Genomic DNA, 18,666 nt, shown 5'->3' with positions numbered 1-18,666 from the left:
TAGGGACGTATGACCGCCTACAGCCCCGCTCTACCCGCAGGAGCACCGTGGCAACTGGCCGAACTCACCGACCGGCGACCCGCAGCCGAGGGATTCCCGAGGCCACCGTCGCCCGGCTTCCGCTGTACCTCCGCGCTCTGACCGCGCTGTCGGAGCGCTCGGTTCCCACGGTCTCCTCCGAGGAGCTCGCGGCCGCGGCGGGGGTCAACTCCGCGAAGCTGCGCAAGGACTTCTCCTACCTCGGGTCGTACGGGACCAGGGGTGTCGGCTACGACGTCGAGTATCTCGTGTACCAGATCTCCCGCGAACTGGGGCTCACCCAGGACTGGCCGGTTGTGATCGTCGGTATCGGTAACCTCGGCGCCGCCCTCGCCAACTACGGCGGTTTCGCCTCCCGTGGCTTCCGGGTCGCCGCGCTCATCGACGCCGACCCGGCCATGGCCGGCAAGCCCGTCGCCGGTATCCCGGTGCAGCACTCCGACGACCTGGAGAAGATCATCCAGGACAACGGCGTGTCCATCGGCGTCATCGCCACCCCCGCCGGTGCCGCCCAGGCGGTCTGCGACCGGCTCGTGGCCGCCGGTGTCACCTCCATCCTGAACTTCGCGCCGACCGTGCTGTCCGTCCCGGACGGCGTCGACGTGCGCAAGGTCGACCTCTCCATCGAGCTGCAGATCCTCGCCTTCCACGAGCAGCGCAAGGCCGGCGAGGAGGCCGCCGCCTCCGACGGGGGCGTCCCGGCCGCCGCCGCCCGCAGCGAGTCCACCGACCAGGGGCCCGACGGGGACATGCCCGCCGTGATGCCGGCATGAGCCTCCTCGTCGTCGGACTCAGCCACCGCAGCGCCCCGGTCAGCGTGCTGGAGCGGGCCTCGCTGAACGCGGACGCGCAGATCAAGCTGCTCCAGGACACGGTCGCCGCCGAACCGGCCACCGAGGCCGCGGTGCTCGCCACCTGCAACCGCATCGAGCTCTACGCCGACGTCGACAAGTTCCACGCCGGTGTCGCCGAGCTGTCCACGCTGCTCGCCCAGCACAGCGGGGTCGGCCTGGAGGAGCTCACTCCCTATCTCTACGTGCACTACGAGGACCGGGCCGTCCACCACCTGTTCTCGGTGGCCTGCGGACTGGACTCCATGGTCGTCGGCGAGGGGCAGATCCTCGGCCAGATCAAGGACTCGCTGGCCCGGGCCCAGGAACTGCACTCCGCCGGCCGCCTCCTGAACGACCTGTTCCAGCAGGCCCTCAGGGTCGGCAAGCGCGCCCACTCCGAGACCGGCATCGACCGCGCCGGCCAGTCCCTGGTCACCTTCGGCCTGGAGCAGCTGGCCCGGGGCGGGGACGTACAGCAATGGGCGCGGGGCAAGAAGGCCCTGGTCATCGGGGCCGGGTCGATGTCCTCCCTGGCCGCCGCCACGCTCGCGCGGGCCGGTGTCACCGAGATCGTCGTGGCCAACCGCACCTTCGACCGCGCCGAGCGCCTCGCCCAGATCCTCATGGAGGGCGACGACACGGACGTGGCGGCCCGCGCGGTACCGATGGAGTCGGTGCCGGCCGAGCTGACACGTGCCGACGTCACCGTCTCCTGCACCGGCGCGACGGGCCTGGTCCTGACGGCCGAGTCGGTCGCCGAGGCGATCGAGGGCCGTACTCCGCCGTCGGCGGTGCCCGGCGAGGACGGACCGTCGGCGCCGGGCGGCGACTCCGCCCGTACGGCCGGGGCGCAGCGCAGTGGTCCGTCGGGCACCAGCCTCGGCAGCGAGGACGGCTGCCCGCTGGAGCTGTCCTCGGTGCAGGGCACCGCCGGATTCTCCGTGCTGGGCGAGGCGGCCGTGGCCGGGATGGCCGCCGCCGAGCTGGAGCAGCACGCGGCGTGGGTGGACAAGGGCACGGTGGGCGGCGCCCAGCGTGCGGCGGGCGGTTCGGCCCGGCCGGGAACGGCCGGCACGCTCGACCCGGCCGCGGACACCGAGGCCATCGCCGCGCTCGCCGCGACCGTCGCCACCGTCGGCCGGATCCCCGAGCGGCGCCGGCCCGAGCCGGTCGAGGAGCCGCAGCGGCCCGAGCCCGTGCTCTTCCTGCTCGACCTCGCGATGCCGCGCGACATCGACGCGGCCGTGCACCGGCTGTCCGGGGTGCGGCTGGTGGACATCGAGTCGCTGGCGGAGGCTTCCGCGGGCGCTCCGATGGCTGCCGATGTGGACCAGGTCCGGCGTATCGTCTCCGACGAGGTCGCGGCCTTCGGGGCAGCCCTGCGGGCCGCGCACATCACACCGACCGTGGTCGCCCTGCGCACCATGGCCGCCGACGTCGTGGCCGGCGAGATCGCCCGGCTGGACGGGCGGCTGCCCGGTCTCGACGACAAACACCGAGCGGAGATCACCCAGACCGTGCGGCGCGTGGTCGACAAACTGCTCCACGCGCCGACCGTGCGGGTCAAGCAACTCGCGGCCGAACCCGGCGGCGCCGGGTACGCGGACGCGCTGCGGACCCTGTTCGACCTCGACCCCGAGACGGTGGCCGCCGTCTCCCGGGCCGAGGACAGCACCACCGAGAAAGACCGAGGGCCGGCATGACCGACAAGACGCTGAGGCTCGGCACCCGGCGCAGCAGGCTCGCCATGGCCCAGTCCGGGCAGGTGGCGGAAGCCGTGAGCCAGGTGACCGGGCGGCCCGTGGAGCTCGTCGAGATCACCACGTACGGCGACACCTCGCGCGAGCAGCTCGCCCAGATCGGCGGCACCGGCGTGTTCGTGACCGCCCTGCGCGACGCACTGCTCAAGGGCGAGGTCGACTTCGCGGTGCACTCGCTGAAGGACCTGCCGACCACGCAGCCCGACGAACTGGTCGTGGCCGCCGTGCCGGTGCGCGAGGACCCGCGGGACGTGATCGTCGCCCGGGACGCGCTGAAGTTCACCGACCTGCCCTCCGGGGCCCGCATCGGTACGGGTTCGCCGCGCCGCATGGCGCAGCTCAACGCGTACGCGCGCAGCCACGGCCTGGACATAGTGACGGTCCCGATCCGCGGCAACGTCGACACCCGGATCGGATTCGTGCGCAGCGGCGAACTCGACGCCGTCGTGCTGGCCGCCGCCGGACTGAACCGCATCGGCCGCGGTGACGAAGTGACCGACTTCCTGTCGGTCGACACGGTTTTGCCCGCCCCCGGCCAGGGGGCCCTGGCGATCGAGTGCACCGCGGGCAACGCGGACCTCGTCGCCACGCTCGCCGAGCTCGACGACCCGTTCACGCGGATCGCCGTGACGGCAGAGCGATCACTGCTCGCCGCCCTGGAGGCCGGTTGCAGCGCACCTGTGGGTGCGCTGGCCGACCTGCTGGCCGACGGGCAGATTGTCAAGGAAATGCGCCTGCGCGCGGTCGTCGGGACCACCGACGGCACGCGCATGGTGCAGCTGTCCACCACCGGTCCCGTGCCCGAGACGCACGACGGGGCAATGGCGCTCGGTCGCGAACTCGCGGCCGAGATGCTCGCCCAGGGCGCGGCCGGTCTGATGGGGGAGCGAGCACATTGAGCCCCACCACCCTTTCCGCCGGTCCTGAACACGGGCACGTCACCTTCCTGGGTGCCGGACCCGGAGATCCGGGACTGCTGACTCTGCGCGCCGTGGAGGCACTGGCGAACGCTGACGTCCTCGTCGCCGAGCACGAGGTGCTCGACGTCGTACGTCAGCACGCCAGGCAGGGCGTCTCCGAAGTGCACACGGACACGGATCCTTCCCAGGATCCGGCTCCGGGCACAGGAGCGCCCCAGCTGACGGTAGTTGACGGCACGTCAACCACCGCGGCCGTCCCCCCGGTGCGGGATGCCGCACATCTTGTCATGGAGGCCGCGCGGGGCGGCAGGCGGGTCGTGCGTGCCGTGTCCGGGGACCCGGGCCTCGACACGTACGCCGCCGAGGAGATGCTGGCGTGCGCCGCCGCCGGGGTGCCCTTCGAGGTCGTCCCCGGCATCGCGAGCGCCGTCGGTGTGCCCGCGTACGCCGGTGTGCCGCTGCGGGACGCGCAGGGCGCGGACGTGCGGTTCGTGGACGCGCGGACGGCGTCGGACCGCTGCTGGACGGAGGTCGGGGCGTCGGACGGCACGGTCGTCGTCTCCACGACGCTCGACTCCGTCGCCGCGGCGGCCGGCGAGCTCGTCTCCGCCGGGCGCAAGCCGGACACCCCGATGACGGTCACCGTCGCCGGCACCACCACCCGGCAGCGCACCTGGACCGCCACGCTCGGCACGATCGCGCAGACGCTGAAGCAGCTCAAGGTGCTGCCCTCGCCCGAGGGCGGCCGGCCGGTGATAGCCGTGGTCGGTGAGCGTTCCGCCGCCGCCCAGCGCGACCAGCTCGCGTGGTTCGAGTCCAAGCCGCTGTTCGGCTGGAAGGTGCTCGTGCCGCGGACCAAGGAGCAGGCGGCGTCGCTCTCCGACCAGTTGCGGTCGTACGGGGCCGTGCCGCACGAGGTGCCGACGATCGCCGTCGAGCCGCCGCGCACGCCCCAGCAGATGGAGCGCGCGGTCAAGGGGCTCGTCACGGGCCGCTACGAGTGGATCGCCTTCACCTCGGTGAACGCGGTCAAGGCCGTGCGGGAGAAGTTCGAGGAGTACGGGCTCGACGCGCGTGCCTTCGCGGGCATCAAGGTCGCGGCCGTCGGCGAGCAGACGGCGAAGGCGCTGATCGCGTTCGGCGTGAAGCCGGACCTGGTGCCGAGCGGTGAGCAGTCGGCCGCAGGGCTGCTGGAGGACTGGCCGCCCTACGACCCGGTCTTCGACCCGATCGACAGAGTCTTCCTGCCGCGTGCCGACATCGCCACGGAGACGCTGGTCGCCGGACTGATCGAGCTCGGCTGGGAGGTCGACGACGTCACGGCCTACCGGACCGTGCGGGCCTCGCCGCCGCCGGCGGAGACGCGCGAGGCGATCAAGGGCGGTGGCTTCGACGCCGTGCTGTTCACGTCGTCCTCCACGGTGCGGAACCTGGTCGGCATCGCCGGCAAGCCGCACAACGTCACCGTGATCGCGTGCATCGGCCCGGCCACGGCGAAGACCGCCGAGGAGCACGGGCTCCGGGTGGACGTGATGGCTCCCGAGCCGTCCGTGCACAAGCTGGCGGAGGCCCTGGCCGACTTCGGCGCGAAGCGCCGGGCGGCGGCTGTGGAGGCCGGGGATCCCGTGACGCGGCCGAGCGAGCGGCGTCCCGGGGCTCGGCGGCGGCGTTCGACGACCTGAGGTCCGGGCGACTTCTTCCTGCTGCGGCTACGCGGGTGTCACCGCGTGGCCGTAGCGGAGCAGGTTTGCCGGGTCGTAGGTGGCCTTGTCGTGGCGTAGGCGTGCGTAGACCTCGGGGGTCCAGGCGCGGGCGCGGTCCTGTTCGTCGCCGGGGGTGCCGTGGATGTTGACCATGGTGCGGCCCGTGCCGTAGGGGGCCATGGCCGTGTAGAGGCGGCGGGTCGCCTGTTCGACGGCCTCGGCCACGGGTGGGGCGGGCATGATGCCGACCGACTCCATGAAGTAGCGGGCGTCGCGGGAGCAGACGGCGTCCTCGACGGGGGCCGGGCGGGCCAGCGCGCCGCCCATGTGGCGCAGCGAGGCGACCAGCAGGGGGTGGTCGGCGCCGACCGAGGGGCCGACCTGTTCCAGGAACGTGCCGACGGCGTCGGGGGGCAGGTCGCGCAGGAGCAGGCAGCACTCCCGTGCCGGGAGCGGGTCCTGCGGTTCCATGTGGATGCGGTCCAGCGCCGCGTAGTCCATCTCCTCGACCAGGTCGACGGCCACCGGCGCGGCTTCCCGGATCGGGGCGATCAGTGCCTCGCCCTCGGCCGGGTCGCCCGGCCAGGCGATCGCGACCCTGGCCCAGAAACCGCCGCGCAGGGGCTCCGGGATCTGCGGGATGGGCGGCAGGCGCAGGACCGAGAACATGCTGCACATCTCGTCCGGGACGGTGTGGGTCCAGTCCCTCCAGGCGTGCATCAGGGCCTCCGTGTGCTCGGCATGGCAGTAGATGCCGCCGCCGTAGACGCGGGGGAGGGGGAGCAGTTCGGTGATCAGCGAGGTCACCACGCCCACGTTGCCCTTGCCGCCGCGCAGGGCCCAGAACAGTTCCGGTTCGTGCCGGGGGTCCGACTCGCGCAGGTGGCCGTCCGGGGTGACGACCTCGAAGGAGCGGACCAGGTCGGCGGCGTAGCCGTAGGCACGGCCGAGGACCGGCAGTCCGCCGCCGAGGACGTAGCCGATGACGCCCGCGTCCGTGGAGGTGCCGCAGAGACCGGCCAGGCCGTGCGGGGCGGCCGCGGCCATGACGTGGCTCCACTTCGCGCCCGCGGCGATCCTGGCGGTGCGGGTGGTGGGGTCCACCTGCACGTCCGTCATGCGGGCCGTGCTGATCAGAAGGCCCTGCTCGATGGGGAAGTTGGCGCCGTGGCCGGTGGCCTGAACGGCGACGGGGGTCCGGGTGGCGTTCGCCCAGCGCATGGCGGTGACGACGTCGTCCGGGCCGGTGGCGCCCACCACCACGTCCGGGGTGTGGAGGGCGGCCAGGTTGAAGCCGGTGACTTCGTCGGCGTAGGCGGGATCGCCGGGACGCAGGACGGGGCCGTTCATCTCTGAGAGGGCGAAGAGGTCGGGCGTGTGGTGGGGGGCGGTCATCGCGTCCTCCGTGGGGGCGGGTACGGAGGGACGGCGGCGGCGAAGGGGGCGGGCCGTCGGGGTCCTTGTGCATGTCCTTGCTGTTCTCAGGATGGACCTGGGGGGTGGCGGGCGCATTGTGGGTGGGCGCGGCCCGGCGGGGCCGCTGTGCGCCGACAGTGCGTCGGTATCGGGGGGTTTCGGGCGGGCGTAGCGTAGAGGCCATGTCGACGTACGGATCTTTCCCCGGTTCCCGGCCGCGGCGTTTGCGGAGCAACCCCGTCATGCGTCGGATGGTTGCCGAGACCCGGCTGCACCCCGCCGATCTCATCCTCCCGGCCTTCGTGCGGGAGGGCGTCAGCGAGCCCGTGCCGATCGCCGCCATGCCGGGGGTCGTGCAGCACACCCGGGACAGTCTGAAGAAGGCCGCCGCGGAGGCGGTCGCCGCGGGGATCTCCGGGATCATGCTCTTCGGCGTGCCGGAGGAGTCGAAGAAGGACGCGCTCGGCACGCCGGGGACCGATCCGGACGGGATCCTCCAGGTCGCTCTCCGGGACGTGCGGGCCGAGGTCGGCGACGATCTGCTCGTCATGTCCGACCTGTGCCTCGACGAGACCACCGACCACGGGCACTGCGGCGTCCTCGACGCGCAGGGGCGGGTCGACAACGACGCGACCCTGGAGCGGTACGCCGAGATGGCCCAGGTGCAGGCCGATGCCGGCGCCCATGTCGTCGGGCCCAGCGGGATGATGGACGGGCAGGTCGGGGTCGTCCGCGACGCCCTCGACCAGATCGGGCGGGAGGACGTCGCCATCCTCGCCTACACCGTGAAGTACGCCTCCGCGTTCTACGGGCCGTTCCGGGAGGCCGTCGGCTCGTCCCTGCAAGGGGACCGGAAGACCTACCAGCAGGATCCCGCGAATGTGCGTGAGTCGCTGCGCGAGCTCGCCCTCGACCTGGAGGAGGGCGCCGACATGGTGATGGTCAAGCCGGCCGGTCCCTACCTGGACATCCTCGCCCGGGTCGCGGACGCCGTGGACGTGCCCGTCGCCGCCTATCAGATCTCCGGCGAGTACTCGATGATCGAGGCCGCCGCCGAGAAGGGCTGGATCGACCGGGACCGGGCGATCATGGAGGCCCTGACCGGCATCCGCAGGGCCGGCGCCCGGAGCATCCTCACCTACTGGGCCACCGAAGTGGCCCAGAAGCTCAAGGATCAGTAGCTCAGCGCGTCGTCCATGTCGCGCAGCCAGTAGGTGACCGTCAGGGTGCTGTCGTAGTACACGCCCTTGGCCGGCAGGGTGGGGAGCGCCGAGGGGCCGCCGTCGCTGTTCGGCGTGCGGCCCTGGAAACCGACCGTGAGCTTGCGGCCGGTGGTGCCCCCTTCGCCGCTGCCGTCGGCCGCCGACAGCGAGACACCCGCGTAGCCGGACTCGCCGGGGGCCAGCGTCGTCACCGCCTGCGGCTTGGAGTCCTCGACCGGCTGCGGGGCCCACTGCATCTCGTCGAAGCGCAGCACCGGGTAGTAGGTGAGGTCGCACATCTTCGAGCCGGTGTTCTTGACCGTGAGCAGCATGTGGTTGAGGGGGCGGGTGACCGGCCGGGCGGTGACGGTGGTGTTGGAGCCGTTGCAGGAGACGCGGGTGGCCGTGGTGCCCTTCGCGGCCTTGCTGCCCTTCGTGGCCTGCGGGCCCGTCCCGCCGCTCGTGCCCTGCGTACCCCTCGCGCCGCTCGTTGCCTTCCCGCTGCCGCCGTCCTCGGCCGGGTGCGTCGCCGTGACGGTCGCCGAGGCGGGCTCGGGGTGCGCCGCGCCTTCGTCCTTCGTGCCCGTGCCGCCCTGACAGGCAGTCAGAGTGAGGGCGGCCAGGAGGACTACGGGGAGGGCGTGGTACTTGCGCATGACTGCGTTTCCTTTCGGACAAAGGCGGTTGGGAAGCAGGCCCAGGCGGGTCGCGCTGCCGGTGGGCCGGGAGCGGCGTGCTTGGATGACCAGAGCTTGTGCGGTGGTCCGTCCCGGCCGCCAGACCCGGCGGACGATCAGGGACGTTGGAACGCCCGCACCTGCTTTGACCAGGGAGAACAGTCATTCCCTGGAACGGGGGAACGGGACACGGGGCATGGAGGAACGGTGTCGGAAGACACGGCCGCGGCGCATTTCGCCGCGCTGCTGGGGGAGTTGAAGGAGCGCTCGGGGCTGAGCTACGGGGTGCTCGCCAAGCGGCTCCACATGAGTACGTCGACGCTGCACCGGTACTGCAACGGGGATGCCGTGCCGACCGACTACGCGCCGGTGGAGCGGCTCGCCCGGCTGTGCAAGGCGTCGCCGGAGGAACTCGTCGAGCTGCACCGGTGGTGGGTGCTGGCGGATGCGGGGCGGGTGCGCAAGGGGAGTGGCGGCGCGGGGGGTGGGGGAACGGGGGGTGGCCCTTCCGAGGCGGCCTCCCCGGAGGTGGCTTCCTCGGAGGTGAGCTCTCCGGAGGTGAGCTCTCCGGAGGTGACCGCGCCAGAGGTGACCACACCGGAGGTGACCGCTCCGGGGGCCGACGTTCTCGCGCCGGAGGCCGAATCCGTGGGTGCCGGCGTTCCTGCGCCGGAGGCCGGACCCGCGGATGCCGACGCGCCCGCGCCGGAGGAGCGCACCGGTCGGCGTCCCCGCCGCGCTCTCCTCGCCGGTGTCGCCGTGGCCGTGGTCCTCGGTGGGGTCGGTCTCGCCGTGGCTGTTCCCTCCGGCGGGACGGACGACGAGGGGCGGCGCGGCGCGGCGGCTTCCGGCGGTGGTGGCGGGCAGGAGGCGGGCAGGGCGGCTTCCGTGTCACCCCCGGCCAGTTCGTCTTCCGCGGCCGGCGGAGACAAGGACAAGGGGAAAGACAAGGGCACGGGGGAGGGGCCTGCCTCCGCGTCCCCCAGTTCAGCTTCGCCCGGCAACGGCAACGGCAACGGCAACGGCACCGCCACCGGCACGGGTAGCGGCACCGGCGACGACCGCCCTGGGCGTGGAACCGCCCCCGCCTCCGCGCCTCTCGCCGTGGACACGGAACCGCACGCCTGGGAGAGCCCGTGCTCCCAGCGCTATCTGATCGATCTGCCGCCGGGGCGGGTCGGGCCGCCGCCGCTGGAACAGGACGCGCCCGGCTGGGTGGCGGCGACGGGGGCCGTGCCGTCGGGGGAGCAGTTCCTGAAGCTGACCGTGCAGGGGACGGGGAAGGAGACCGTGGTCGTCAAGGGACTGACGGTCCGTATGGCCGGGAAGCGTGCGCCGCTCGCCTGGAACGACTACGCCATGGGGTATCCGGGTGTCGGCTGCGGCGGTGGGGTGCCCACCCGCTTCTTCACGGTCGCCCTCGATGCGGCCCGCCCCGGCGTCGTGCCGGAGGCGGGGCACGCCGCCTTCCCGTTCAAGGTGAGCGAGTCCGATCCCGAGGTGTACTACATCCGGGCCGACGCCTCCGCATACGACGTCAGCTGGTATCTGGAACTGCGCTGGTCCAGCGGCAACCGGACGGGCACGCTGACCGTGGACGACCACGGCCGGCCCTTCCGTACGAGCGGCAACAACGGGCGTCCGGCGTACGAGTTCCCGCTGGGCGGCGAGAAGTGGGTCGAGGAGGGGACGACGGAGTAGTCCCGGGGGCGTGCTCCGTGGTGGCCGTTCCGCACGGGCACCATCAAATCCGTTGAACCGTTAGGTTGTTGACCGTCGTAGTGGTTGCTGTTTGAACCACCTGCTTTCAGGGAGACGTCCATGTCCGGTGACGCCCTCAGCCAGGATCCCGCCGAGCTGCAGAGGAGGATCGACAGCAGCAAGGCGCACCCGGCCCGGGTCTACGACGTCTTCCTCGGCGGCAAGGACCACTACGCCGCCGACCGGAACGCGGCCGCCGCCGCGCTGGCCGCCAACCCGCGCGGGTACCTCGACGTACGGCACAACCGCGACTTCCTCCGGCGCGCGGTGACCACGCTCGTGGAGCAGGACGGCATCCGGCAGTTCCTCGACATCGGGACCGGCCTGCCCACCGCCGAGAACGTGCACCAGATCGCGCAGCGCATCGCGCCCGAGTCGCGGGTCGTGTACGTCGACAACGACCCCGTGGTGCTCACGCACGCACGCGCGCTGCTGACCAGCGGCCCCGAGGGGCGCACGGACTACATCGACGCCGATCTGCGGGACCCGGCCCGCATCCTCGAACAGGCCGCCAAGACCCTGGACTTCGACCGGCCGGTCGCGCTCTGCCTGGTCGCGATCCTGCACTTCGTCGCGGACGAGGAGGCGTATCCGCTGGTGAGCGAACTGCTCGACGAACTGCCCGCCGGCAGCCGGCTGGTGCTGAGCCACCTCACCGAGGACCTCAACCCCGAGAACATCCGCGCGGTCCAGCGGACGTACACCGAGCGCGGGTTCACCTTCGTGCTGCGCTCCCGGGCCGACGTCGAGCGGTTCTTCACGGAGAACCGGGTGGAGATCGCCGACCCGGGGGTCGTCCCCGCGCACCGCTGGCGGCCCGACCACGCCGCTCCCGTACCCGAGCAGCCGGAGGAGTCCTTCCTCGCCGGGCTGGAGGAGATCGAGAAGGTGCGCTACCGCGACATCAACGACGTGACGGACGCGGACATCAACGTGTACGCGGCGATCGGTGCCAAGGCGTGAGCCAAGGTTCCGCGGCATGATCGGCGGGGCGTCCGGATCCCGGAAACCTGCTTGTAGACGGCACGTACTTCCTTAGGCTGCGGGGCACCAGGCGTCACCGCAGCCCAAGGAGCCGTGTCATGACCGTCGCCGAGCCCCTGCCCACCCGCTCTCCCGTGCCGCCCCTGGCCGCGCGGGCCCGGTCCGTCGGCGGCTCTCCCGTACGGGACATCCTCGCCGTCACCGCCCGCCCCGAGGTGATCAACTTCGCGGGCGGGCTCCCGGCACCGGAGCTGTTCGACGGCCGGGGCATCGCCGCCGCGTACGAGGCCGTGCTCGCCGAGGCGCCCGCGCGGGCGCTGCAGTACTCCACGACCGAGGGCGAACCCGCGCTGCGGGACGCGCTCGCCGCCCGTAACACCGCGCGCGGCCTGCCGACCGATCCCGACGGCCTGCTCGTCACCACCGGCTCCCAGCAGGCCCTCTCCCTCCTGGCCACCGCCCTCCTCGAACCCGGGGACACCGTCCTCGTCGAGAACCCCTGCTACCTGGCGGCACTTCAGGCCTTCGGCTTCGCCGGAGCGCGGATCGTGGCCGTGCCCGGAGACGAGCACGGCGTCGATCCCGAGGCACTGGAGGAACTCGTCGTCCGTGAGCGGCCCAAGCTGCTCTACACCGTGCCCACCTTCCAGAACCCCACCGGCCGGACGCTGACGGCCGGGCGGCGCGCCGCCGTGGCCGCCGTCGCCGCCCGGCGCGGGCTGTGGATCATCGAGGACGACCCCTACGGGGAGCTGCGGTACGACGGTGAACGCATGCCGTGGATCGCCTCCCTCGCGGGCGCCGAGGACCGTACGGTCCTGCTCGGCAGCTTCTCCAAGGTGATGGCACCCGGTCTCCGGCTGGGCTGGCTACGGGCGCCCGGAGAGCTGCGGCGCGCCTGTGCCGTCGCCAAGCAGGCCGCCGACCTGCACACCCCGACCGTCAACCAGCTCGCCGCGGCCCGCTACCTCGCCGACAACGACCTCGACGCCCATGTCGCCCGCGTCGCCGGCGTGTACCGCGAACGCCGCGACGCCATGCTCTCCGGGCTCGAAGGGGCGCTGCCCGAGGGGTCGGTCTGGAACCGGCCCGAGGGCGGCATGTTCCTCTGGGTGCGTCTGCCCGAGCCGTACGACACGACGGCCCTGCTGCCGCAGGTGGTGCGGCACGACGTGGCGTACGTCCCCGGCGCTCCCTTCTACGCCGGCCCGCCCGACCGGACGACCCTGCGGCTGTGCTTCGTGACGCAGACGCCGGAGGAGATCGAGGAAGGACTGCGGCGGCTGGGCAACGGGCTTCGGGCCCGTACGCCGGGGGCCTAGGACCAACGGCGGAGCGGCATTTCCGCCTGTGGGCCGCGGACGGGGTGGGCCGGGTGTGATTACGGTGACGCCATGCTCGACTCCATACCGTTCGACCTCGACGTGTATCTCCGGCGGATCGGGTGGGAGGGGGAGCGGCGGGCCGACCCGTCCACGCTGCGCGGTGTGCATCTGGCGCACATGCGGGCCCTCCCGTTCGAGAATCTCGACGCACTGCGCGGCAGGGCTCCCTCCCTCGACCCGGCCGACCTCATGGCCAAGCTGGTCCACAGCCGGCGCGGCGGCTACTGCTACGAGCACAACACGCTGTTCGCCAGCGCGCTGGAGGCGCTGGGCTTCCGGGTGACCCTGCTGGCCGCGCGGGTGGTCGTCGGCGCCGACAGCATCGCGAGCCGGCCGCGCACCCACATGGCGTTGCTGGCCGAGGTCCCCGGCGAACCGCGGCCGTACCTCGCGGACGTCGGCTTCGGGGCGATCGGCGCGCTGCTGGAGCCGGTGCCGCTGGTCGCGGACGTCGAGTTCGCCGGGGCCGGACGGCGGCACCGCCTGGTGCACGTGCCGCACGACGGACCGCTGGAGATGTGGCTGCTGCAGGCCCACGACCTGGCGAAGGACGACTGGAGTGGCCAGTACACCTTCACCCTGGAGCCCTTCGAGAAGCCCGACTTCGACGTCATCAACTGGCACATCGCGACCAACCCGCGCTCGCCGTTCAGCCGGCGCCTCTACGTCCAGCACATCAGCGCCACCCGGCACCTCCTGCTGGACGGCCGGCTCCTCGCGGAGACCCGTTCTGACGGGACGGTCACCGAGCGGGAGGTGACCGGTGAGGCGGAGGCGCGGCGGCTCCTGGAGGAGGAGTTCGGCATCACCGCGCCGGAGGGGATGACGCTGCTGACCGGCTGACGGGCCGCGTCAGTCCCACCAGAAGTGCCAGACCGGCTGGTCGAGGACCTGGTGCTCGGCGTAGGCCCGCAGCGTCGGATCGGCGCCCTGCCAAATGTTGTCCGGGCAGAACGCGAAGTGCTCGGCGGCGACGGCTTCCGCGGCGGCCGGGGTGGTGGGCGGGGTGGCCACGGACACCAGCAGGTGGTCGAAGCCGAGGGCTATGAGGCGTATGCCGAAGCGGTCCTCCCAGGAGCGGAGCACCGCGCTGAGCCGGGCCGTGTCGCCCTCGTGGTTCGCCGGGCCCGTCCAGCCGATCGCCGTCGGGATGTCCGCGCTGCGACGGGCCGGGACGAGGGCGAGACGGGGGTCCTTGAGGGGGCCGCCGTCGTCGAGCAGGGCGTCCGCGGTGCCGGCGGCCACGGTGTCCGGGTCCTGGGCCCCGGGGGCGGCATCGGCCGGGCCGGGCCAGGCTTCGCCCTGCGCGGCGTGCTCTTCCCAGTACTCCGCCAGGACCTCCTCGGCGTCGTGGTCCCCGGGGTAGGACACCACGCCCGGCATCAACTCCCAGCGCTCCGGGCCGCCGTGGCCGTCGCCCGTCTCGAGGACGACCGGCAGGAGGCCCGCACGACGGGCCGGCTCCAGCGCCGTCCAGCCGCCCGGGACGGCCCGTTCGCCGGCGCACCACAGCAACGGCTCGTGCCAGGGTCCTTCGTCGGTGGTGTCGAGGAGCGTCCCGGCGGGGAGTCGGAGGCCGAGCGAGCCGCCGCTCGGGTCTGCCGCCAGCTTCGGCAGGAGGTTGGGAAGAGTCGCCATGGTGGTGACTGTAGAGCCGCGCACTGACAATCCGCCCCGGCCGACGACCGCCGTAGCGGACAGCAACTGACCTACTTGCTGCCTACGGTTGGGACATGACCACTTCCTCCGAGAAGACGGACCTGCTCGCCGCGTTCGCGGAGCAGCGCGCGCTGCTGCTGATCACCGTGCGCGGACTCACCGACGCGCAGGCCGGGCAGCGTACGACGGTGAGCGAGCTGACGCTCGGCGGCATCGTGAAGCACCTCGCCACGGGAGAGGAGATGTGGACCCGGATCATCTCCGAGCGCGACGGTGAACTGCCCGACGGCATGCTCGACACGGCGCAGTACCGCATGGCCGAGGGCGACACGCTCCCCGCGCTGCTGGAGCGCTACGCGTCGGCCGCCCGGGCCACCGAGGAGGCGGTGTCCGCGCTGCCGGACCTGGACGTCAGCGTGCCGCTGCCGAAGACGCCCTGGTCCCCGCCGGAGCCCGAGTTCTGGTCCGCGCGCCGGATCCTGCTGCACCTGATCAGGGAGACCGCCCAGCACGCCGGGCACGCGGACCTCGTCCGGGAGACCCTGGACGGCGCGAACACCACGGCGCAGCGCTGACGCCCGAGGGCGGCACCCCCTGGGGGAGTGCCGCCCTCGATGCGGTCGCGGGAGAACCCGGCGTCAGAGCCGCTCGGGCGTCCGGATGCCCAGCAGTTCCATGCCCCGGTGGAGCGTGCGGGCCGTGACGTCGCAGAGGAACAGGCGGTTCTCGATCTGCTCCTGCGTCTCGGCCTTCAGGACCGGGCACTTGTCGTAGAACGTCGTGTACAGGGACGCCAGCTGGAACAGGTACGCCGCCAGCTTGTGCGGGGCGTACTCGCTCGCCGCCTCCGCGACCGTCGCCGCGAACGAGTCCGCGTGCAGGCCCAGCGCGCGCTCCGCCTCGTGCAGCTCCAGCCCGGGGTGCGCGGCGGGGCGGGAGGCGCCGGCCTTGCGCAGGATCGACTGGATACGGGCGTAGGCGTACTGGAGGTAGACGGAGGTGTCGCCGTTGAGCGAGACCATCTGCTCCAGGTCGAACTTGTAGTCGCGGTTCGCCGACGTCGACAGGTCGGCGTACTTCACCGCGCCGATGCCCACCTGCGTGCCGCGCTCGGCGATCTCCGCCTCGGAGAGGTCCTGGGCCTTCTCGCGCACGACCGCCGAGGCACGATCGATCGCCTCGTCGAGGAGGTCGACCAGGCGGACCGTCTCGCCCTCACGGGTCTTGAACGGCTTGCCGTCCTTGCCGAGGACCGTGCCGAAGGCGAGCTGGACCGCCTCGACGTCGTCGTTCAGCCAGCCGGCGCGGCGGGCCGTCTCGAAGACCATCTTGAAGTGGAGCGACTGGCGGGCGTCCACGACGTACAGGAGCGTGTTCGCCTTGATGGTGAAGACGCGGTCGCGGATCGCGGACAGGTCGGTCGCCGCGTAGCCGTAGCCGCCGTCCGACTTCTGCACGATCAGCGGGACCGGGTTGCCGTCCGGGCCCTTGATGTCGTCGAAGAAGACGCAGAGGGCGCCCTCGGAGCGGACCGCGACGCCCGACTCCTCCAGGAGGCGGCAGGTCTCGGCGAGCATGTCGTTGTAACCCGACTCGCCGACGATGTCCGCGTCGCGGATCTCCATGTCCAGCTTCTCGAAGACGGAGAAGAAGTAGATCTTCGACTCGTCGACGAACTTCTGCCACATGGCCAGCGTCTGCGGGTCGCCCGCCTGGAGGTCCACCACCCGGCGCCGGGCACGGGTCTTGAATTCCTCGTCGGCGTCGAAGACCTTGCGGGCGGCCTTGTAGAGGCGGTCGAGATTCGACATCGCCTCTTCGCCGGAGACCTCGTCGGCCTTGTGGTCCAGCTCGTGCGGGTGCTCCTCCAGGTACTGGATGAGCATGCCGAACTGGGTGCCCCAGTCGCCGATGTGGTGACGCCGGACCACGTGCTCGCCGGTGAACTCCAGCAGCTGCACCACCGCGTCGCCGATCACCGCGGAACGCAGGTGGCCGACGTGCATCTCCTTCGCCACGTTCGGCTGGGCGTAGTCGATGACCGTGGTGCCCGGCTGCTGCGCGAGCGGCACGCCGAGGCGGCCGGTGTCGTCCGCGTAGCGCGCGGCGAGGTTCTGGGTGATCGCGCGGTCGGTGAGGGTGATGTTGAGGAAGCCGGGGCCGGAGACCTCGACGTCCTTGATCAGCTCACCCGACTCGACCTGGGAGACGACCTGCGTGGCCAGCTCGCGCGGGTTGGCCTTCTCCTTCTTGGCGAGGGCCAGGATCCCGTTGGCCTGGAAGTCGGCCCGGTCGCTTCGTCGCAGCAGCGGGTCCGCGGAGCCGGCCTGCGGCAGAGCCGCCGACAGGGCCGCCGCGAGGCGCTGGTGGACGGAGTCGCTGAGGGACGTGACCGAGGCCATAGGTAAGGGTGCCGTTCTCCTCGAGGGAATCGATAGACACGGCCAGTATCCCATGGGGGTAAAGCCGTTTTTCCGGGCGCGACCTGGTCTGGGACAATGGTGCGGTCAGCCGTGCGACCGTACCGGCTGCCCGATGCAGAAAGAAGGACGTGCCGATCGTGGCTCAGAGCACCGAGACCACCGACTGGGTCTCCCGTTTCGCGGATGAGGTCATCGAGGAGTCGGAGCGCCGGGCCCCGGGCAAACCCGTCGTCGTCGCGTCCGGTCTGTCCCCGTCCGGCCCCATCCACCTCGGCAACCTGCGCGAGGTCATGACCCCGCACCTCGTCGCCGACGAGATCCGCCGCCGGGGCCACCAGGTGCGCCACCTGATCTCCTGGGACGACTACGACCGGTACCGCAAGGTCCCGGCAGGTATCGCGGGCGTCGACGAGTCGTGGGCCGAGCACATCGGCAAGCCGCTGACGTCCGTCCCGGCGCCGAAGGGCTCCTCGCACCCGAACTGGGCCGAGCACTTCAAGGCCGCGATGATCGAGTCGCTCGCCGAGCTGGGCGTGGAGTTCGACGGGATCAGCCAGACCGAGCAGTACACCTCGGGTGTGTACCGCGAGCAGATCCTGCACGCCATCAAGCACCGCGGCGACATCGACGCGATCCTCGACCAGTACCGCACGAAGAAGGCCCCGGCCAAGAAGCAGCAGGGGCAGAAGCCGGTCGACGAGGCCGAACTGGAGGCCGCCGAGGGCTCCGGCGCGGCCGGTGAGGACGACGGCAGCTCCACCGCCGCCGGGTACTTCCCGTACAAGCCGTACTGCGGCAACTGCGAGAAGGACCTCACCACCGTCACCTCCTACGACGACGACTCCACCGAGCTGACGTACGCCTGCACCGCGTGCGGCTTCTCGGAGACGGTCCGGCTGAACGAGTTCAACCGCGGCAAGCTGGTCTGGAAGGTCGACTGGCCGATGCGGTGGGCGTACGAGGGGGTCGTGTTCGAGCCCTCGGGTGTCGATCACTCCTCGCCGGGGTCGTCGTTCCAGGTCGGCGGGCAGATCGTCGGGATCTTCGGCGGGAAGCAGCCGATCGGGCCGATGTACGCCTTCGTGGGCATCAGCGGGATGGCGAAGATGTCGTCCTCGCGGGGTGGCGTGCCGACCCCGGCGGACGCCCTGAAGATCATGGAACCGCAGCTGCTGCGCTGGCTGTACGCCCGCCGTCGGCCCAACCAGTCCTTCAAGGTCGCCTTCGACCAGGAGATCCAGCGGCTCTACGACGAGTGGGACCGGCTGGACGCCAAGGTCGCCGACGGCAGCGCCCTGCCGGCCGACGTGGCCGCGCACGCGCGTGCGGTGGGCACGGCCGCCGGTGAGCTGCCGCGCACGCCCCGGCCGCTGCCGTACCGGACGCTGGCGTCCGTCGCGGACATCACCGCCGGGCACGAGGACCAGGCGCTGCGCATCCTCAGCGAGCTGGACCCGGAGCAGCCGCTGACCTCGCTCGACGAGGCGCGGCCGCGGTACGACAAGGCCGAGGCCTGGATCAACACGCACGTCCCCGCCGACCAGCGGACGATCGTGCGGGCCGAGCCGGACGCCGAGCTGCTGAAGTCGCTCGACGAGCAGGGCCGCGCGTCGCTGCGGCTGCTGCTCGACGGGCTGGCCGACCACTGGTCCCTCGACGGGCTGACGCACCTGGTGTACGGCGTGCCGAAGGTGCAGGCCGGGTTCTCCGCCGACGCCACGCCGAAGGAGCTGCCGCCGGAGATCAAGACCGCCCAGCGGTCCTTCTTCGCGCTGCTGTACCACCTGCTGGTGGGCCGTGACACCGGGCCCCGGCTGCCCACGCTGCTGCTGGCGGTGGGGCAGGACCGGGTGCGGTCCCTGCTCGGGGACTGAGCCGTTGAAAGGGGGCCCTCGTACGAGGGC

At 72.0% G+C, this 18,666-nt stretch carries 15 protein-coding genes; 11 read left to right on the top strand and 4 right to left on the bottom strand.

The genetic code is table 11. From position 1 onward, the window contains the following. Positions 1-47: 47 nt before the first annotated feature. From AB0G20_RS35615 to AB0G20_RS35600, 4 genes are read left to right on the top strand one after another with little or no spacing between them, the layout of a single operon-like run. Positions 48-812, top strand: a complete 765-nt coding sequence (locus tag AB0G20_RS35615; RefSeq protein ID WP_361309933.1) for a redox-sensing transcriptional repressor Rex — start codon at positions 48-50, stop codon at positions 810-812. After that, positions 809-2,575, top strand: a complete 1,767-nt coding sequence (locus AB0G20_RS35610; protein WP_361309930.1) for a glutamyl-tRNA reductase — start codon at positions 809-811, stop codon at positions 2,573-2,575. Before AB0G20_RS35615 ends, AB0G20_RS35610 begins: the two co-directional genes overlap by 4 nt. Continuing rightward, on the top strand, positions 2,572-3,531 hold the full coding sequence (gene hemC, locus AB0G20_RS35605; protein ID WP_361309927.1) for a hydroxymethylbilane synthase: 960 nt from the start codon (positions 2,572-2,574) through the stop codon (positions 3,529-3,531). Before AB0G20_RS35610 ends, hemC begins: the two co-directional genes overlap by 4 nt. After that, positions 3,528-5,234 (top strand): bifunctional uroporphyrinogen-III C-methyltransferase/uroporphyrinogen-III synthase, encoded by a 1,707-nt coding sequence (locus AB0G20_RS35600; protein ID WP_361309924.1) that lies wholly within the window; start codon positions 3,528-3,530, stop codon positions 5,232-5,234. Before hemC ends, AB0G20_RS35600 begins: the two co-directional genes overlap by 4 nt. 27 nt (positions 5,235-5,261) lie before the next feature. On the opposite strand, the gene AB0G20_RS35595 is transcribed toward AB0G20_RS35600, so the two are convergent. Beyond that, the gene (locus tag AB0G20_RS35595; protein ID WP_361309921.1) at positions 5,262-6,650 is read right to left on the bottom strand and encodes an FAD-binding oxidoreductase; all 1,389 of its coding nucleotides are present in this window, start codon (positions 6,648-6,650) and stop codon (positions 5,262-5,264) included. Between the two features lie 203 nt (positions 6,651-6,853). Here AB0G20_RS35595 and hemB point away from each other — a divergent pair, with 203 nt between their 5' ends. Next, complete coding sequence (hemB, locus tag AB0G20_RS35590; RefSeq protein ID WP_361309918.1) at positions 6,854-7,852, top strand: porphobilinogen synthase; 999 nt, start codon at positions 6,854-6,856, stop codon at positions 7,850-7,852. Here the strand turns inward: hemB and AB0G20_RS35585 are convergent. Next, a complete protein-coding gene (locus AB0G20_RS35585; protein WP_361309915.1) occupies positions 7,846-8,529 on the bottom strand; it encodes a DUF4232 domain-containing protein in 684 nt (227 codons plus the stop codon). The two genes, hemB and AB0G20_RS35585, sit on opposite strands and share 7 nt — an antisense overlap. A gap of 228 nt (positions 8,530-8,757) precedes the next feature. Here AB0G20_RS35585 and AB0G20_RS35580 point away from each other — a divergent pair, with 228 nt between their 5' ends. From AB0G20_RS35580 to AB0G20_RS35565, 4 genes are all read left to right on the top strand, one after another. Next, the gene (locus AB0G20_RS35580) at positions 8,758-10,251 is read left to right on the top strand and encodes a helix-turn-helix transcriptional regulator (RefSeq protein ID WP_361309912.1); all 1,494 of its coding nucleotides are present in this window, start codon (positions 8,758-8,760) and stop codon (positions 10,249-10,251) included. 120 nt (positions 10,252-10,371) lie between these two features. Beyond that, on the top strand, positions 10,372-11,274 hold the full coding sequence (locus AB0G20_RS35575; RefSeq protein WP_361309909.1) for an SAM-dependent methyltransferase: 903 nt from the start codon (positions 10,372-10,374) through the stop codon (positions 11,272-11,274). Between the two features lie 119 nt (positions 11,275-11,393). After that, positions 11,394-12,617 carry a PLP-dependent aminotransferase family protein gene (locus AB0G20_RS35570; RefSeq protein ID WP_361309906.1) on the top strand — a complete coding sequence of 408 codons (1,224 nt, stop codon included), beginning with the start codon at positions 11,394-11,396 and terminating at the stop codon, positions 12,615-12,617. 72 nt (positions 12,618-12,689) lie between these two features. After that, positions 12,690-13,523, top strand: a complete 834-nt coding sequence (locus AB0G20_RS35565; RefSeq protein WP_361309904.1) for an arylamine N-acetyltransferase — start codon at positions 12,690-12,692, stop codon at positions 13,521-13,523. A gap of 9 nt (positions 13,524-13,532) precedes the next feature. Here AB0G20_RS35565 and AB0G20_RS35560 read toward each other — a convergent pair whose 3' ends face one another. Continuing rightward, the gene (locus tag AB0G20_RS35560; protein WP_361309902.1) at positions 13,533-14,318 is read right to left on the bottom strand and encodes a DUF4253 domain-containing protein; all 786 of its coding nucleotides are present in this window, start codon (positions 14,316-14,318) and stop codon (positions 13,533-13,535) included. 95 nt (positions 14,319-14,413) lie between these two features. On the opposite strand from AB0G20_RS35560, the gene AB0G20_RS35555 reads away from it, so the two are divergent. Continuing rightward, entirely contained in the window at positions 14,414-14,914 is a 501-nt protein-coding gene (locus AB0G20_RS35555; protein ID WP_361309899.1) for a DinB family protein, read from the top strand. Positions 14,915-14,977: 63 nt separating this feature from the next. Here AB0G20_RS35555 and argS read toward each other — a convergent pair whose 3' ends face one another. Further along, positions 14,978-16,741, bottom strand: a complete 1,764-nt coding sequence (gene argS / locus AB0G20_RS35550; RefSeq protein WP_361309896.1) for an arginine--tRNA ligase — start codon at positions 16,739-16,741, stop codon at positions 14,978-14,980. A 149-nt stretch (positions 16,742-16,890) separates the two neighbouring features. Between argS and lysS the strand changes: the two genes are divergently transcribed. Further along, positions 16,891-18,636: a lysine--tRNA ligase gene (lysS, locus tag AB0G20_RS35545; protein WP_361309893.1), complete on the top strand. Its 1,746-nt coding sequence runs from the start codon at positions 16,891-16,893 to the stop codon at positions 18,634-18,636. Positions 18,637-18,666: the final 30 nt, after the last annotated feature.

It is taken from the genome of Streptomyces sp. NPDC024017, from assembly GCF_040638895.1.
Classification (GTDB): Bacteria; Actinomycetota; Actinomycetes; order Streptomycetales; family Streptomycetaceae; genus Streptomyces.
The sequence above is the reverse complement of the archived record's forward strand: the minus strand, read 5'-3'. Positions and strand labels throughout refer to the sequence as shown.

Bases quoted from the DNA above. Each gene is read 5' to 3' on its own strand.
- AB0G20_RS35610 (WP_361309930.1), top strand. From the start codon at position 809: ATGAGCCTCCTCGTCGTCGGACTCAGCCACCGCAGCGCCCCGGTCAGC.
- hemC (WP_361309927.1), top strand. From the start codon at position 2,572: ATGACCGACAAGACGCTGAGGCTCGGCACCCGGCGCAGCAGGCTCGCC.
- AB0G20_RS35595 (WP_361309921.1), bottom strand. From the start codon at position 6,650: ATGACCGCCCCCCACCACACGCCCGACCTCTTCGCCCTCTCAGAGATG.
- hemB (WP_361309918.1), top strand. From the start codon at position 6,854: ATGTCGACGTACGGATCTTTCCCCGGTTCCCGGCCGCGGCGTTTGCGG.
- AB0G20_RS35585 (WP_361309915.1), bottom strand. From the start codon at position 8,529: ATGCGCAAGTACCACGCCCTCCCCGTAGTCCTCCTGGCCGCCCTCACT.
- AB0G20_RS35575 (WP_361309909.1), top strand. From the start codon at position 10,372: ATGTCCGGTGACGCCCTCAGCCAGGATCCCGCCGAGCTGCAGAGGAGG.
- AB0G20_RS35570 (WP_361309906.1), top strand. From the start codon at position 11,394: ATGACCGTCGCCGAGCCCCTGCCCACCCGCTCTCCCGTGCCGCCCCTG.
- AB0G20_RS35565 (WP_361309904.1), top strand. From the start codon at position 12,690: ATGCTCGACTCCATACCGTTCGACCTCGACGTGTATCTCCGGCGGATC.
- AB0G20_RS35560 (WP_361309902.1), bottom strand. From the start codon at position 14,318: ATGGCGACTCTTCCCAACCTCCTGCCGAAGCTGGCGGCAGACCCGAGC.
- AB0G20_RS35555 (WP_361309899.1), top strand. From the start codon at position 14,414: ATGACCACTTCCTCCGAGAAGACGGACCTGCTCGCCGCGTTCGCGGAG.
- argS (WP_361309896.1), bottom strand. From the start codon at position 16,741: ATGGCCTCGGTCACGTCCCTCAGCGACTCCGTCCACCAGCGCCTCGCG.